Genomic DNA, 15,251 nt, shown 5'->3' with positions numbered 1-15,251 from the left:
AGGAAGGCAGATTTCATGAGAGTTGAAAGCGAAGCGCAGCTGGCCGAGGCCGTCCGCGATGCGGGTGGCGCGCTGGCCGTGCGAGGAGGGGGCACGCGGCCGGTGGGGCGCTGTCTGGGCGAGCCTTTGGAAGTCGGGATCACGGGGATCACGCTTTACGAGCCGGGCGCGCTGACGCTGGTGGTCGGGGCCGGGACGCCTCTGGCCGAGGTCGAGGCGGCGATTGCGGCGGAGGGCCAGCGTCTGCCGTTTGAGCCCGCGAATTGGGGGCCGGTTCTGGGGGCTCCGGGCGTGAGCACGGTGGGCGGCGTCGTTGCGGCGAATGTCTCGGGCCCGCGCCGGGTGCAGGCCGGGGCCTGTCGCGACAGCCTCATCGGGGTGCGGTTCGTCGACGGGCGCGGTCAGGTGGTGAAGAACGGTGGACGGGTGATGAAGAACGTCACCGGATACGATCTGGTCAAGCTGATGGCCGGGAGCTGGGGCACGCTCGGCGTGATGAGCGAGGTGGCCTTCAAGCTGCTGCCCGCAGCGCCCGCGCAGGCGACCGTCGTGATCGACCTTCCGGCAGGGGCCGCGCCGGTGGCGCTGGCGGCGGCGCTGGGTTCGCCCTTCGATGTTTCTGGCGCGGGCTGGGTGCCGGATGTCGGCGCGGTGGTGCGGGTCGAGGGGCTGGCCGAGTCGGTCGCCTATCGCGCGGGTGAGCTTCGCAAGCTTCTGGAGAAATTCGGCCCGGTTCGGATCGAGGAAGAGGGATCGGCCGCGATCTGGGCCAGCCTGCGCGATCTGGAGCCGTTCGTCGGCAAACCGGGCGATCTGTGGCGCTTTTCGGTCAAACCCTCGGAGGCCTCGGAGATTGTGGCACGTCTGGGCGGGGAGGTGCTCCTTGATTGGGGCGGCGGGTTGATCTGGGCGCTATTGCCCGAGGGGGCCGAGGCGCGCGCTCTGGCAGCGCCCTATTCGGGCCATGCGACCTGCATGCGCGGAGCGGCGGGCGTCACCTTCGAGCCCGAACCCGCGCCGATCGCCACGCTCACGACCGCGCTTCGGGCGCAATTCGACCCGCGCGGTATTCTGAACCCCGGAAGGATGGGCTGACATGCAGACGAATTTCACGCCCGAACAGCTGGAAGATCCCGGCGTCGCGCGCGCCAACGAGATCCTGCGGGCCTGTGTGCATTGCGGATTTTGTACCGCGACCTGCCCCTCGTATCAGGTGCTGGGCGACGAGCTCGACAGCCCGCGCGGGCGGATCTACCTGATCAAGGACATGCTCGAAAGCGGGCGCCCGGCGGATGAGAAGACGGTCAAGCATATCGACCGCTGCCTGAGCTGTCTGGCCTGCATGACGACCTGCCCGTCGGGGGTACATTACATGCACCTGATCGACCATGCGCGTGCCCATGTCGAGAAGACTTACAAACGGCCGATGATGGATCGGTTGCTGCGCTGGACGCTGGCCAAGATCGTTCCCTATCCGGGGCGCTTCCGTCTGGCGATGGGCGGGGCGAAGCTGGCGAAGCCCTTTGCGGGTCTGCTGCCCGACAAGCGGCTGCGCGCGATGGTGTCGATGGCACCCAAGACCATCCCGCCGGTCAGCCGCAATGACGATCCGCAGGTTTTCGCGCCGATCGGAGAGAAGAAATACCGCGTCGCGCTGCAGATCGGCTGTGCGCAGCGCGCGCTCAACACCGATATCAACGATGCCACGATCCGGCTGTTGCGGCGGTTGGGTTGCGAGGTGGTGATCCCGAAGAACCTTGGGTGCTGCGGGGCGCTCTCGCACCACATGGGCCGCGAGGACGAGAGCCACTCGCAGGCGGCGCGCAATATCCGCGCTTACCTGGGCGAGGGCGATCTGGATGCGGTGATCATCAACACTTCGGGTTGCGGCACGACGGTGAAGGATTACGGGCATATGTTCCGTAACGATCCGCTGGCCGAGGAGGCCGCGAAGGTCGCGGGGCTGGCCTGCGATATCTCGGAATTCCTCGTGAAGATCGGCCTGCCCGAAGGCCAGGGCGGGATGCGCGTCGCCTATCACGCCGCCTGTTCGCTGCAGCATGGACAGCAGGTGAAATCTGCCCCGAAGGATCTGTTGAAGCGTGCGGGCTTCGAGGTGGTCGAGCCCGCCGACAGCCATCTGTGCTGTGGCTCGGCTGGTACCTACAACCTGCTGCAACCCGAGATCTCGGAAGAGCTGAAACGTCGCAAGGTGGCGACGCTCGAGGCCAAGCAACCAGAGGTGATCGCGGCGGGCAATATCGGCTGCATGGTCCAGATCGGGGGCGGCACCGGCGTGCCGGTCGTCCATACGGTCGAGTTGCTGGACTGGGCCACGGGCGGGCCGAAGCCGCCCGCTCTTGCACAAAGCTGATCTGCGCCACAATCTGGCCGTATCGGGGCGTTACGAAAACCGTGACGCCCCTTTTCTATCGGAGCCCTGATGCGCGCGCTTGCCCTGCTGATCTCGCTGCTTTTCGCCGTGCCGGCGCTGGCCGAAGATGTCGGCGCGCCGCTTACGCAGCTTGAGACCGGCGATCAGACGCGCGGCTGGGAAGCAGTCGGGCGACTCGATCTGGGGCAGGGCAGTTTCTGCACCGGTACGTTGATCGCTGCCGATCTCGTGCTGACGGCAGCGCATTGCCTGTTTGATCGGCGCACGGGCGCGATGATCGACGCGCGCGACATGGAGTTTCGTGCGGGCTGGCGCAATGGTCGGGCCGAAGCCTATCGCAAGGTCTCGCGCGCCATGGCGCATCCCTCCTATCGCTATGAGGGACCGCAGGGGATGAAGCGCTCTTCCTTCGATCTTGCGCTGGTCAAACTCGCCCAGCCGATCCGGTTGCCGCAGCTTCAGCCCTTCGCGCTCTCCGACGCAGCCCCCTATAGCGGCGAGCAGGTGGGAGTTCTTTCCTACGCCAAGGGGCGTTCCGAAGCGCCCTCGCTGCAAAAGGCCTGCGCGGTCATCGCGCGCGAGAACGCCACCGTCATCATGAGCTGCTCGGTCGATTACGGGGCGTCGGGCGCGCCGGTCTTCAGCTTTGCCGATGGCACGCCGCGCATCGTCTCGATCGTCTCGGCCAAGGCGGAACTGGGCAAGGAGCCGGTCTCCATCGGTTCGCTGGTGAGTGGCGTCGCCGATCTGCGTCAGGAGATCGAGGCGCGCGATACGCCGCGCGGCGCGCAGGAAATCCGCGCGGGCGGGGCAAAATTCGTGCGGCCGAACTGAGGAGGCGAGGATGCGGATCACGGGCCTCATCGCGGGTGTTCTTTTTGTCGGGCTTCTGGGCTCGGCGGCGCAGGCGGAAAGTTCGCTCGACCGGCTGTCGCAACGCGCCGATCTGTTCGGCTGGGAGGCCGTGGGCAAGGTCGCAATCGGAGAAGGCGGTTTTTGCACCGGCGTTCTGATCGCGCCCGATCTGGTTCTGACGGCGGGTCACTGCATCTTCGATCGCTCGCGCAAAGCCGCGCGCCCGCCCTCGGAAATCCGTTTCCTCGCCGGACAGACCGGCGATATGGAAATCGCCGCCCAGCCGGTCGCGCGCATGGTGGCCGATCCCGATTACGCGCCTTTCGTCCCGATTTCCGCCGAGACGGTGCGCCATGACGTGGCGCTGCTGCAACTCGCGCGCCCAATCCCCAGTTCGGTCGCCGCGCCCTTCCGGGTCGGCACGGTCGGGCCCAAAGGTACGCAGGTCTCGGTCGTCTCTTATGCGCGGGGTCGCGCGGATATGCTGTCCTGGCAGAAGAGTTGTTCCGTGTTCGGGCGCGGCGAGGGGCTGGTGGGCTTCGATTGCGACGTGAACCATGGCTCTTCGGGCGCGCCGGTCTTCGATCGCTCGGGCGTGGCTGCGGGAGAACGTGCGCGTGTTGTCTCGCTCGTTTCCGCGGGCTCGCGCAAGGATGGCGAGGTGAGGGCCTACGGGATGGAGCTGCCGGCCATCGTCGAGACGCTCAAATCGGCGCTGCGCTCCGGGCGCGGCGTGATCGAAGGGACAAGCCCGCAGGCGCAGGCCCCCGCCCCGAGCATCCGCAGTGTCGGGCAGACGGGCAGCGGCACGCGCGTACTGTCGGGCGGCAGCGCCAGCGGCGCGAAATTCCTGCGCCCCTGAACGGGTTTCACGCGCCAGCGCGCCCCTCTTGAAACGCCGTTTTTCCACACCCAAATTCTGTTGTGTCGGGATGCCTGATGAGGGTTCCGACGCTTCAACTGCCCGGCCCCGCGACAGGGGCGGGTTACCATAGACATCGCTCAAGAGAGGATGACACCATGCGAAGCTTTGATCTTTCGCCCCTTTACCGCGCCACTGTCGGTTTCGATCGCGTGGCTGACCTGATGGACCGCGCGCTCTCCACCGACCTCGCGCAGCCGACCTATCCGCCCTACAACATCGAGAAGACCGACGCGAATGCCTATCGCATCTCGATCGCCGTCGCCGGGTTCTGCTCGGATGAGCTGACCGTCGAACTCAAGGACGGCGCGCTGATCGTGACCGGTCGGAAGGCCGAGGACACGACCGACCGCACCTACCTCCATCGCGGCATCGCGACCCGCGCCTTCGAACGCCGCTTCGCGCTGGCCGACCATGTGAAGGTGACGGGCGCCACCCATGAAGATGGGATGCTCCACCTTGATCTCGTGCGCGAGGTTCCCGAGGCGCTCAAGCCCCGCCGGATCGAGATCGCCGGGCCGAGCAAGGCCGAGACCAAGCAGGTCGAGACCGTCGACGCCTGAGGCGCATCACGGTTCATGAGACGGGCGCGGGGGATTTCCCCCGCGCTTTTGTTTTGTGGGGGGAAGGTCGACCGTGGCCCCTGGCTAGTCGCCCTGCGCCAGCGTCATAATTGAGAACGGGTAAAACATCTCACAGCGGTCTGAGATCTTTGGTGCTCCGCCCGCGACCTCGGCCTCCGATCTGTCGAAACACATCCTACCAGCGCGCCATCCGCCTTGAAGAGCGGCGTCCCACGTGCGGGATAGCGTCAGCGAGGCTGAGGTCGAACGGACGCCGAGCTGGAAAAAGGGGTAGAGCATGATCCAGGTGCCGCACAGTGGATGGCCGCAGGTCGCGACGCGGGAATTGCCGTCGAAATAATAGCGTAGCGCTCGGGCTGATCGCACGGCATCGCGCGTTCCAGATGACGACCCCGCCGTGTGAAGATCCGGGCGGTGGAACTGGGAAAACGGGTGGATGTCTGGACGGCCTCTCTCAACTCAGCCACGTGGCAGGCCACAGGGTTGCCGGTTCGGAGGAAGCTCCATTTTTCTCGCGCAACTCGCGCCCGGGACAGCGCCTCACGGCGCGATCATGTCGCCGATCAGCTTGATTTCTTCCGCCCCTGCTGCACGGGTCTTTTCCTCGAGACGGCGATAGGCAGCCAGCACCGCCTCGCCCTCAGGGGTCAGTGACGCGCCGCCACCTTTGGCACCCCCGCGCGAGCTTTCCACCAGGGGGGCACGAAAATTCGCGTTCATCACCTCGACGAGGGACCAGGCGCGCTTGTAGCTCATTCCCATCGCGCGACCGGCCGCCGAGATCGAGCCCTCGCGGGCGATTTCTTCGAGCAGCCGCGCCTTGCCCGGGCCCAGCATCGCTTCTCCGAAGTAGAGGCGCAGCATCAGCCGGGTCAGTTCCATCTTGGCGCTCCTTAAGCCTTTCGCGTCCCCAAGCCAGAGTCTGATCCTATCCGCGTGCGAGTTCAAGAGGTCGTCCGGTCACGCGGCCGTGTCGCGATGGCCCATGGTGATTGACCGTCGCGATTGACCGTTACGAAGCGCCCACCCCCCTTGCACTCCCCGCGTGCTTCGGCGAGCGTGGCGCGCACTATTTCGGAGCCTTCATGTACGTCTCGATCGCCTGCCTCGTGGGGGCCTATCTTCTCAGCCAGTTCTACCGCACATGCCTCGCGGTGCTGACCCCGGTTCTGAACCACGAGATCGGGGTGACGGCGGGCGATCTCGCGGTGTCGCTGGGGCTCTGGTACGGGGCGTTTGCACTGATCCAGATCCCGATCGGCGAGGCGCTGGACCGGATCGGGCCGCGCCGGACGGTCGGCGTGCTTCTGGGTCTTGGCGGCGGCGGAGGGGCTGCCGTTTTCGCGATGGCGCAGGGGCCGATGGGCATCCATCTGGCGATGATCCTGATCGGGGCAGGCTGCGCGCCGGTGCTGGTGGGCAGCTATTTCATCTTCGCGCGCGCCTTTGCGCCAGTGCTCTTCGGCACGCTCGCGGCCTCGATGATCGGGGCGGGGAGCCTGGGTAACCTTGCTGGGGCCGCGCCGCTGGCCGCCGCGATCGAGGCATTTGGCTGGCGGCCCTCACTCTGGGCGCTGGCCGCGATCACGCTGGTGGTCGCAGCGCTCATCCTGATTTTCGCGCGCGATCCCGAGCGGGTCGAACAACCCGCAGGCCGCCGCGGCACCGCGCTTGACGTGCTGCGCCTGCCGGGCTTCTGGGTGCTGTTGCCGCTGACGGTCGCGAATTACACCGCCGCCGCCGGTATTCGCGGAGTCTGGGCAGGGCCCTATCTCGCGGATGTCTTCGGGGCGGACGCGCATCTGATCGGCAAGGTGACGCTGGTGATGGGGCTTGCGATGATCGCGGGCAATTTCGCCTATGGCCCGGCCGACAAGATCTTTGGCAGCCACAAGCGCGTGGCGCTTTACGGCAATGCGGTGCTGGCGCTGGCGCTGACGGGGCTGTGGCTGATGCCGGGGCAGTCGCTGTGGCTGGCGACCGCGTTTCTGGCGGCAATCGGGTTTTTCGGCGCCTCTTTCCCGGTGATCATGGCGCATGGGCGCACTTTTTACCCGCCGCATCTGACGGGGCGGGGCGTGACGCTGCACAACATGTTCTCGATCACGGGCGTGGCCGCGATGCAGTTTGCCTCGCGGCCCGTCTTTGACGCGGCCTCGGCAGGCCATACCGCGCCGGTGGCCTATGGGATGCTTTTTGCCTTCTTCCTCGCGCCGGTGGTGATCGGGCTGGCCTTCTACGTTTTCGCCCGCGACAGTGGGGACGGGTTGCGCTAGAACCGGCCCATGACCCGGCTCGGATTTTTCATCAATCGCACGCTGCGCCGTGAGGCGCCGTTGGCCGCGCTTTCGGTCTCGCAAGAGGCATTGCTGCGCGAGCTATCCGGCAAATCGGTCGCGCTGGTGGGCAATGCGCGCGCGCTGGCCGAGGGGAAGGCGGGGGCCGAAATCGACGCGCATGACGTGGTGATCCGGATCAACCGCGCGCCGATGCCCTCGGCGGCGAGCCACGGGACGCGCACCGATTGGCTGGCACTCGCGACCTCGCTGCCGCAGGCCGAACGTGCCCGCATCAATCCGGGCCGCATTCTCTGGATGAGCCACAAGCGCAAACGGCTCGATTGGGAGACCGCCTCCAGCCCCGGGTTCTACCTGCACCCGCTGAGCGAATACGAGGCGCTGAAGGCCCGGCTCGGCGCGCAGCCCACCACCGGCGCGATGCTGATCGACATGCTGGCGCGCTCGGGCCTTGCGCGGCTCGACCTCTACGGGTTCGATTTCTTCGCCTCGCTCTCGCTCTCGGGGCGGCGCACGGCCGACAAGGTCCCCCATGACTTCGCCGCCGAGGCCGAAATGGTCGCGCGGTTGACGGAACGTGATCCGCGCATCATTCGGAACTGATCTGCGTCGAATCCCTTTCATTTCTGCAAGCAAAGCGGTAGGAAGCCGCGTTCTTTTGGAGCAAGGAGGTCCTAGATGGGCTATAAAGTCGTCGTTGCGGGCGCCACGGGTAATGTGGGCCGCGAAATGCTGAACATTCTGGCTGAGCGCCAGTTCCCGGTCGATGAGATCGCCGCGCTCGCCTCGCGCCGGTCGCTCGGCACCGAGGTCAGCTTTGGCGACAAGACCCTGACTACCAAGGACATCGAGGGGTTCGACTTCTCGGGCTATGACATCGCGCTCTTCGCGATCGGTTCGGACGCCACGAAGAAATACGCCCCGATCGCGGCCGCGCAGGGCTGCGTGGTGATCGACAACTCGTCGCTCTACCGCTACGACCCGGAGATCCCGCTGGTCGTGCCGGAGGTGAACCCCGAGGCGGTCGACAACTACAAGAACAAGAACATCATCGCGAACCCGAACTGCTCGACCGCGCAGATGGTCGTGGCGCTCAAGCCGCTGCATGACCGCGCGAAGATCAAGCGCGTCGTGGTTTCGACCTACCAGTCGGTCTCCGGCTCGGGCAAGGAAGCGATCGACGAGCTCTGGAACCAGACCAAGGGCATGTATGTGCCGGGCCAGGAAGTGGAGCCGAAGGTCTACCCCAAGCAGATCGCCTTCAACGTGATCCCGCATATCGATGTCTTCCTCGACGATGGTTCGACCAAGGAAGAATGGAAGATGGTCGCCGAGACCAAGAAGATCGTCGACCCGGCGATCAAGCTGACCGCGACCTGCGTGCGCGTGCCGGTCTTCGTGGGCCACTCGGAAGCGATCAACATCGAGTTCGAGGAATTCCTCGACGAGGACGAAGCGCGCGACATCCTGCGCGAGGCGCCGGGCATCATGGTCGTCGACAAGCGCGAGCCGGGTGGCTACGTTACCCCGGTCGAATGCGTGGGTGAATTCGCGACCTATATCTCGCGGATCCGTCAGGACTCGACGATCGAGAACGGCATCAACCTGTGGTGCGTCTCCGACAACCTGCGCAAGGGCGCGGCGCTGAACGCGGTGCAGATCGCTGAGACGCTGGGCAAGCGCTGCCTGAAAAAAGGCTGAGCTTCGGCCTTGAGAGATTTGGAAACGCCCGGTCGGAAGGCCGGGCGTTTTTCGTTTGAGCGCGCACTGACATCACCAATGCGGCCTCCCGGGGGAGAGTCGGGCGCGGCCCGGGGCTGGTCGCCCCGTGCCAAGAGAGCCTACCGCGTCACCCGCTTCACCCCGAGATAGGCCCCGTCGCCCGCGGCCGCGATCCGGGCCTTGCCGGCCTCGATCCCCTCATAGGCCACGCTCATCGTGTGGCCGTTCGCATGGATCATCGTCTCGGCATCGCAGACGAGCGCGATGTGCCCTTTCCAGAATAGCAGATCGCCCCGTTGGACCGGCGTTCCCTCGGGCAAAACCTCTCCCAGCTCGGCCCATTGCATGTCGGTGTCTCCCGGCACGGATCGGCCGCAGAGCGCATATCCCATCTGCGCAAGCCCCGAGCAGTCGATGCCGGTGCGGCTGTTGCCGCCCCACAGGTAGGGCGTGCCCAGAAGCCTCTCGGCAACGGCGACGGGATCGCTCTCGGGGGCATCGAGCGGGCGCAGATGTTGGCGGGGCACATAGCCCTCGGGGGTCACAGCGAACATGCCCTCTTCGCCAGTGACCGCCAACCGCGCGCCCATCGAGAGCGCCATCACCTCGCCGCGCTTGATAGAGGCCTCGCGGTAGAGATGCGTTGCCGGCGCGCTGACCACATGGGTTGCGCCCACCGGCGCGCCAAGGGCTGCATCCGCGACCCAGCCGCAATAGCCGTCCCATGTGGCTTGCACGAAAGTATGCTCCCCGCGCCGGTCGATCATCGTGACCTCGGCACCGAACAAGACCTGCCGATCGCGCAAGCCGCCCGGATCGGGGCAGAGGTCGGTGACGGGGGCAATCACTCGCGCGGGTGCGCCATTGGTGAAACGCGCGGCCTTTAGCTGGCCGCGCAGGGTCTCCAGCGCGACCTCACCGGAAAAGGGCAGGCGGCGGCGATCGCTCATTTCAGCACCTCCGGCAGGGCGGCGAAGATCGCCCGCGCGCCCTGGCCGACCCCGCCTTTGGGTCGGGCTGGGGCATTTGCAGGCTGCCAGCCGTAGATGTCGAAATGGGCGAAACGCGGGGTCTCTGTCACGAAACGGCGCAGGAATAGCGCGGCGGTGATCGAACCGGCCATGCCGCCCGAAGGTGCGTTGTCGAGATCGGCGATGCCGGGCTCGATCTTCGCCTCGTAGGGTTCCCAGAACGGCATCCGCCAGAGCGGATCGGCCACCGTTCGCGAGGCCGTCGCCAGCGCCTCGGCCAGCGTGTCATCGTCGGTATAGAAGGGCGGGACATCCGGCCCCAGCGCCACCCGCGCCGCGCCGGTCAGCGTCGCCATGCAGATCATCAGATCGGCCGGGGTTTCATCGGCATAGGCCAGCGCGTCGGCCAGCACCAACCGCCCTTCGGCATCGGTGTTGTTGATCTCGACCGTCAGCCCCTTGCGGCTGGTCAGGATATCGCCGGGGCGGAAACTGTCGCCGCCGACCGAGTTCTCCACCGCCGGGATCAGCACGCGCAGCCGCAACGCCGCGCCCGTCGCCATGATCATATGCGCAAGCCCCAGCACCGTGGCCGAGCCACCCATGTCCTTTTTCATCAGCCCCATCGAGGCGCCGGGTTTGAGGTTCAGCCCGCCGGTGTCGAAACAGACCCCCTTGCCGACCAGCGTCAGCGCCGGGCCTTCGCTGCCCCAGTTCAACTCGATCAGACGCGCGGCGCGCGGCGAGGCGCGGCCAACCGCGTGGATCATCGGGAAGTTCTGGGCCAGAAGATCCTCGCCTTTGACCACCTTGACCGTTGCGCTATGCCGCTCGGCCAGCAGCCGTGCGGCCCCTTCGAGCTCATCAGGCCCCATGTCGGACGCGGGTGTGTTGATCAGATCGCGGGTGAAGGCCTCGCCCTCGGCGATCGCCTCGAGCCGCGCCGCGTCGAGTCCCTCCGGGCAGACAAGCCGCGCCTTCGGCGGCGCGCTTTCTGCATAGCGAGCAAAGCGATAGCCCGCGAACAGCCAGCCGAGCGCGGCTTCTTCCGCCATCTCCTTCGGCCAAGCGCCGGTGAATTCCCACGCGCCTTCGGGCAAGGCCTCTGTCGCGCGCGCAAGGGCGAAGCGCTCTCGAGCACGTTTGGCGGCTGCGCCAAGCCCCACAAGCGCCCCCTCGACCCCTTCCGCACCGGGCAACAAGATCACCTGACCGGCCCCCGCCTTGAAGCCCTGCGCCGTCACGAAAGCCGCCTGTGCCGGGGGCAGCTCGCCAAGCGCCGCCTCCAACCCGTCGGGCGCGACCGGGATGAGCGGGCGCGATTCCTCACCGCTTTGGGCGAAACGCATCGCGGGACGATCGGAGAGGAAGAAAAATTCGGCGGACATCGCGGCTCCTTGGGCTGTTCGCGCCCAAGCCTAACGCCCCCGCGCGCGCCCGCAAGGCCCGATCAGACAGGCCCGGTCACGAACTCAGATCGCCCAGATCCCAGACCTCGGTCAGCGACCGTTCGGCAATCCGGCCCAGACGCGCCATGACCGCCGATTGCGCGACCGGATCGTCCTGCTCGACGCATTGCGCGAGGTGGCGCGCTGCGCGGACCATCGAGGTCAGCCCGACCTGCTCTGCCAGTTCGCAGATCTCTGCGATGGTCGCGCGAAGCCGTGCGCGATGAGCGATCTTCGCGGTGTCCTCAAGTGTGGTGAGAAGGCCCGCGAGATCCTCCATCGCCGCTGATATCACCCGCTCTGCCCCGTCCTGTCCAAGCTCTGCGTAAAGCACGACGAGCCGCGCCGGATCGAGCGCCATTGCCTCGTCGCAGCGCAACCTTGAAACCTGTGCCATCCCCGCACCCCTTTCGTCTGATCACTCTCACCGAGGGGCACTCTCGCGTCGACGTCTCAAGATTCGGTTGAGCGATGCGGAAAATCTTCTCGAAACGTCTCGAAAATGCGCATGCTGCACGCTATGTGACGCTGCGGGAGCATGAAACGGAGATCCAAGAACCGATGAGAGACCATGTGAAACCGCTGCCGAGCTATCTGGTGAGCCGCTATCAGGGGTGGCATGCCACCTCCTATGCCGAGAACCGCGCCTGGTATCGCCGCCTTGCCGAGGAAGGGCAGCGCCCGCGCTCGATGATCATCGCCTGTTGTGACTCGCGCGTGCATGTCACCTCGATGTTCGGCGCGGATCAGGGAGAGTTCTTCATTCACCGCAACATCGCGAACCTCGTGCCGGAATTCACCCCCGATGGCGATCACCACGGCACCTCGGCCGCGGTTGAATACGCGGTGACGAGCCTCAAGGTCGCGCATCTGATCGTGCTTGGGCATTCGAATTGCGGTGGCGTTGCCGGCTGCCATGCGATGTGCTCGGGCCATGCGCCGGAGCTGGAAGAAAAGAGCTCTTTCGTCGGCACCTGGCTGAACCTTCTGCGCCCGGGCTATGAGCGCGTGACCGAGCTGCCCGCCGAGGAACAGGTTCTGGCAATGGAACGCGAGGCGGTGAAGATCAGCCTCGAGAACCTGATGACTTTCCCCTTCGTGCGCGAGGCGCTTGATTCCGACCGCATGACGCTGCACGGGCTGCGTCATGACATCGGGGAAGGCACGCTCGAGCAATATGACGCGGCGACCGATCGCTTTGAAGTGATCTGAACCCACCTGTCCTGAACGGGCCGGGATCGCGTTCACCGGGCATTAAGCCCGATGCGCGATGCTCGGCCCATGAAACAGCATCGACTCGTCTCCCTGCGCCTTCCGCTCGACCTGATTGACCAGCTCGGGCGGGAGGCCCGCGCCTTGGGCCTGTCTCCGGCGGAGATGGCGCGACAGGCATTGCGACAGGGGCTGACCTCCGACACGGCAGATGACGAAGAGGCATCGGCGATGCTGCCCGAAATGCGCGCGGTGCAGGAGGCGCTCGATCGCGCTTCCGATTGGTTTGAACTGCAACAGAGATTGCGGAATGCGGGCTTCGTATTGCGGGCAGGTGCGTGCGGGGCGATTGGCTTGCACGACTGGCCCGCGAACCGTTTTCTCATTCCGCTTGATGAGGTGGGCACAAGCCCCGCGGAACTTGTTCTGCGTTATCGCGCGCCCTTTCCGGGCAGAGCCGCCGCGCCCGAACTGTCCGTGCCGCCCGCGCAACGAATGCTGGGAATGAAAAGACCCGCAACCCCGGTTTCCACGGCGTTGCGGGCTTACCTGACCAAAGCCGCGCGCGACGCGGCCTGAGTGTGATTAGCGCAGGGTCTTGTCGGTGGGCCAGCGCAGCGTCGTTTCGGTGCGCAGCATCTTCTCGGCCCCGGTCGGCAGGTCGAACCGCCAGGCCAACACGCCGCGCTTGTGATCGTAATCGGTCTCGCTCGCGGGGGGCTCGACCTTCGTAGTGATCTTGAGGTCTTCCTGCTCCGAATAGGGCACGCGGTCGATCACCCGCATCGGCCAGTCCTGCCCGGTCAGGTTGTTCACCTCGATCTCCACCACCTCGCGGCGCTCGTTCGATTTCGTCAGGATCCCGTGATCCCCCTCCATCGTATCGGGCATGCGGCGGCTCACCCGGATCCCCTCGATGGGGCCGAACCCGAGGGTCATCTCGTCGCCGGCGGCCACCAGCGGAAGCCAGGTCTGTCCCACCACCGCGCCATCGGCAAAGAGCGTGGCGTTGCCCGGCAGCAGGATCTCCCCGGTCGCGTTGGTCCCTTCTGCGATGCGATAAGCGGTCTCGTCGGACAGCGGTGCGGCCTCGGCGAGCACCTCCATCGGCAGGGTCTTCTCGTCGAGGCTCAGCCGCAGGTCATCCACCCCGTCGCGGATATCGACGGAAGCGGGGTAGTGATAGGTGACCGTTTCGCCCTGCATCTCCATCTCGGCGCGATCGCTCAACATGGCTTCGGCAACCGGCTCGGGGGCGGCACCGGAGGTGCGCGCGAAGGTTTTGGGCGCGGGCGAGATTTCGATCGGATCGCCAATACGGGCAAGGCGCGGATAGACTTCGCCGGGTTCGGCCTGCCCGCCGGGGCGCGCCGTTGAAAGCGTGAGATCCACCCCGCGCCAATCCTCGCCGCTTGCCTGATGCACGGAGACGAAACGCTCCATCTGCACGGCGTCGGCCGCGCGATCTAGGCGCAGATCGTAAGAGGGCTGCCAGCCCGCATCGCCGGTAAACGTAGTGATCGTAAGCGTGCCCGCGCCTTGCACGGTGGCGCGCAGCACGTCGTGATCCTCGGCGGGGTTCAGAAGCGCATCAAGCGCCGCCTGTGCCTGTTTGACTGCCTCTTGCGCTGGCTCCAGCCCGGCCTCGGCCTTGCGGGCTTCGGCCTCGGCTGCGATCGCGGCCTCGCTCGCGGCGAGGATCTGCGTGCCGACCATCTCGGCAAGCGCCTGCAATTGCGCAGGGTCGACGACTTGGGGCTGGGCCCCCTTGAGGAAAGCGATCTGATCGCGCGCGGCCTGGGCCTTGGCGCGGATTGCGGCAAGCCCGTCCTCCTGTGCCGCCAGCGTCTCCTGTGCGGCCTTCAGCGCGGCGCGCGCGGCCTCCACCTGTGGAGAGCCCGCCGGATCGAGCGCGGGCGCGCGCCCCGAGATCAGACTGACTGCGCCCACGCGGACGCCCTCGCCCGCGATCCGGAGGCTCTGGATATCGGTATCCGCGGGCAGGCCTGGCACATAGAGCTCATGCGTGCCCTCAGGCGCTGTGAGCGTAACCTCCCGCACGACCTGCGCGCCGCGCGGGAACAGCGTGACGGCGGTGATTTTCGCGGGCGCTTCGATCGTATCGGCGAAAACGGGCAGTGCGGTCGCGGCCATGAGGGCTGCGGTCAGAGAAATGCGCATCGGGTCCTCCCTAATCGGTTATCGCGAGCCTGCGGCGTGGCGTGGCCTGATGCAAGCGATCTGGTAAGGGCTGGGCGGCATGTCGCTGGGACAGGGCGATATTTTCCCGTTCGGGCGGGGCCTCAGTCGACCGAGCGGATCAGCTTGCGTTCGAGCACGCGCAGAACGGTGCGCAGATCATGGCCGCGCCGCAGGATCTGACCCTGTTGGCCGATCACCGCGTATTGGCCTTGCTTGCTGCGCAGGGCAGGGCGTTTCTCGATGCGGAATACGGGCACCTCGGCGGTGCGGCGGAAGATCGAGAAGATTGCAACGTCGCGCAGAAAACTCATCCCGTAATCGCGCCATTCCCCCGCAGCGACCGCGCGTCCGTAGAGCGAGAGGATCACCGAAAGCTCGGCGCGGTCAAAGGCGACCTGCTGGGGCTGGCCGGAGGCGTTCGGGAAGGGGGTCGGCGTCTGAACCGTCATTTCGAAATGGTACATCGCGCGGGGCGCAAATCAAGCCTCGCAGCGCGCGCCGCATTCTTGCCGCAAAAAAATCCTGGAATCGCCCCACTCCGCGCGAGTTCCTGCCGATTTTCGGGGCGATAAAGAACTCAGCGGAAAACGCTAAACCCCCGGCGGTGTCGTTAACAGCCCCCACCCAGTTCGCACCGTCGGGG

Annotated in this window: 16 protein-coding genes; 10 read left to right on the top strand and 6 right to left on the bottom strand. The window is 66.2% G+C overall.

Features of this window, described 5'->3' with window-relative positions; translation table 11 throughout:
• Nucleotides 1–15 precede the first annotated feature (15 nt).
• The 5 genes from BMG00_RS11340 to BMG00_RS11320 all read left to right on the top strand — a co-directional run bounded on the left by BMG00_RS11340 (nt 16) and on the right by BMG00_RS11320 (nt 4,735).
• A complete protein-coding gene (locus BMG00_RS11340) occupies nt 16–1,095 on the top strand; it encodes an FAD-binding protein (RefSeq protein WP_078574424.1) in 1,080 nt (359 codons plus the stop codon).
• Between the two features lies 1 nt (nt 1,096).
• Nucleotides 1,097–2,374: a glycolate oxidase subunit GlcF gene (glcF, locus tag BMG00_RS11335; protein WP_078574423.1), complete on the top strand. Its 1,278-nt coding sequence runs from the start codon at nt 1,097–1,099 to the stop codon at nt 2,372–2,374.
• A 69-nt stretch (nt 2,375–2,443) separates the two neighbouring features.
• Nucleotides 2,444–3,229, top strand: coding sequence for a trypsin-like serine peptidase (locus BMG00_RS11330; RefSeq protein WP_078529884.1), 786 nt, complete (start codon nt 2,444–2,446; stop codon nt 3,227–3,229).
• Nucleotides 3,230–3,239: 10 nt separating this feature from the next.
• Nucleotides 3,240–4,112 (top strand): trypsin-like serine peptidase, encoded by an 873-nt coding sequence (locus tag BMG00_RS11325; RefSeq protein WP_093470070.1) that lies wholly within the window; start codon nt 3,240–3,242, stop codon nt 4,110–4,112.
• A 158-nt stretch (nt 4,113–4,270) separates the two neighbouring features.
• Entirely contained in the window at nt 4,271–4,735 is a 465-nt protein-coding gene (locus tag BMG00_RS11320; RefSeq protein ID WP_078574422.1) for an Hsp20 family protein, read from the top strand.
• A gap of 561 nt (nt 4,736–5,296) precedes the next feature.
• Here the strand turns inward: BMG00_RS11320 and BMG00_RS11310 are convergent.
• The gene (locus BMG00_RS11310; RefSeq protein ID WP_078529881.1) at nt 5,297–5,638 is read right to left on the bottom strand and encodes a winged helix-turn-helix domain-containing protein; all 342 of its coding nucleotides are present in this window, start codon (nt 5,636–5,638) and stop codon (nt 5,297–5,299) included.
• Nucleotides 5,639–5,841: 203 nt separating this feature from the next.
• On the opposite strand from BMG00_RS11310, the gene BMG00_RS11305 reads away from it, so the two are divergent.
• The 3 genes from BMG00_RS11305 (at nt 5,842) to BMG00_RS11295 (ending at nt 8,754) form a co-directional block, all read left to right on the top strand.
• Nucleotides 5,842–7,032, top strand: coding sequence for an MFS transporter (locus BMG00_RS11305; protein WP_078574803.1), 1,191 nt, complete (start codon nt 5,842–5,844; stop codon nt 7,030–7,032).
• A gap of 9 nt (nt 7,033–7,041) precedes the next feature.
• Nucleotides 7,042–7,656: a glycosyltransferase family 29 protein gene (locus tag BMG00_RS11300; RefSeq protein WP_078529879.1), complete on the top strand. Its 615-nt coding sequence runs from the start codon at nt 7,042–7,044 to the stop codon at nt 7,654–7,656.
• Between the two features lie 75 nt (nt 7,657–7,731).
• The gene (locus BMG00_RS11295) at nt 7,732–8,754 is read left to right on the top strand and encodes an aspartate-semialdehyde dehydrogenase (RefSeq protein ID WP_078574421.1); all 1,023 of its coding nucleotides are present in this window, start codon (nt 7,732–7,734) and stop codon (nt 8,752–8,754) included.
• A 140-nt stretch (nt 8,755–8,894) separates the two neighbouring features.
• Here BMG00_RS11295 and BMG00_RS11290 read toward each other — a convergent pair whose 3' ends face one another.
• The 3 genes from BMG00_RS11290 to BMG00_RS11280 all read right to left on the bottom strand — a co-directional run bounded on the left by BMG00_RS11290 (nt 8,895) and on the right by BMG00_RS11280 (nt 11,591).
• Nucleotides 8,895–9,725: a C40 family peptidase gene (locus BMG00_RS11290; protein WP_078574420.1), complete on the bottom strand. Its 831-nt coding sequence runs from the start codon at nt 9,723–9,725 to the stop codon at nt 8,895–8,897.
• Nucleotides 9,722–11,134, bottom strand: a complete 1,413-nt coding sequence (locus BMG00_RS11285; RefSeq protein WP_078574419.1) for a leucyl aminopeptidase family protein — start codon at nt 11,132–11,134, stop codon at nt 9,722–9,724. The genes BMG00_RS11290 and BMG00_RS11285 overlap by 4 nt, the downstream gene beginning before the upstream one ends.
• Before the next feature lie 76 nt (nt 11,135–11,210).
• The gene (locus tag BMG00_RS11280) at nt 11,211–11,591 is read right to left on the bottom strand and encodes a hypothetical protein (RefSeq protein WP_078574418.1); all 381 of its coding nucleotides are present in this window, start codon (nt 11,589–11,591) and stop codon (nt 11,211–11,213) included.
• Between the two features lie 164 nt (nt 11,592–11,755).
• On the opposite strand from BMG00_RS11280, the gene BMG00_RS11275 reads away from it, so the two are divergent.
• Together BMG00_RS11275 and BMG00_RS11270 are read left to right on the top strand one after the other, a co-directional pair.
• Nucleotides 11,756–12,406 (top strand): carbonic anhydrase, encoded by a 651-nt coding sequence (locus BMG00_RS11275; RefSeq protein WP_078574802.1) that lies wholly within the window; start codon nt 11,756–11,758, stop codon nt 12,404–12,406.
• Nucleotides 12,407–12,475: 69 nt separating this feature from the next.
• The gene (locus tag BMG00_RS11270) at nt 12,476–12,985 is read left to right on the top strand and encodes a ribbon-helix-helix domain-containing protein (RefSeq protein WP_158521713.1); all 510 of its coding nucleotides are present in this window, start codon (nt 12,476–12,478) and stop codon (nt 12,983–12,985) included.
• 6 nt (nt 12,986–12,991) lie between these two features.
• Here the strand turns inward: BMG00_RS11270 and BMG00_RS11265 are convergent, their stop codons facing one another.
• Both BMG00_RS11265 and BMG00_RS11260 read right to left on the bottom strand, forming a co-directional pair.
• Complete coding sequence (locus BMG00_RS11265) at nt 12,992–14,587, bottom strand: DUF4139 domain-containing protein (protein ID WP_078574416.1); 1,596 nt, start codon at nt 14,585–14,587, stop codon at nt 12,992–12,994.
• Between the two features lie 122 nt (nt 14,588–14,709).
• A complete protein-coding gene (locus BMG00_RS11260) occupies nt 14,710–15,057 on the bottom strand; it encodes a DUF2794 domain-containing protein (protein WP_078529971.1) in 348 nt (115 codons plus the stop codon).
• Between the last annotated feature and the right edge of the window lie 194 nt (nt 15,058–15,251).

It is taken from the genome of Thioclava marina, assembly GCF_002020135.1.
Classification (GTDB): domain Bacteria; phylum Pseudomonadota; class Alphaproteobacteria; order Rhodobacterales; family Rhodobacteraceae; genus Thioclava; species Thioclava marina.
The sequence above is the reverse complement of the archived record's forward strand: the minus strand, read 5'-3'. Positions and strand labels throughout refer to the sequence as shown.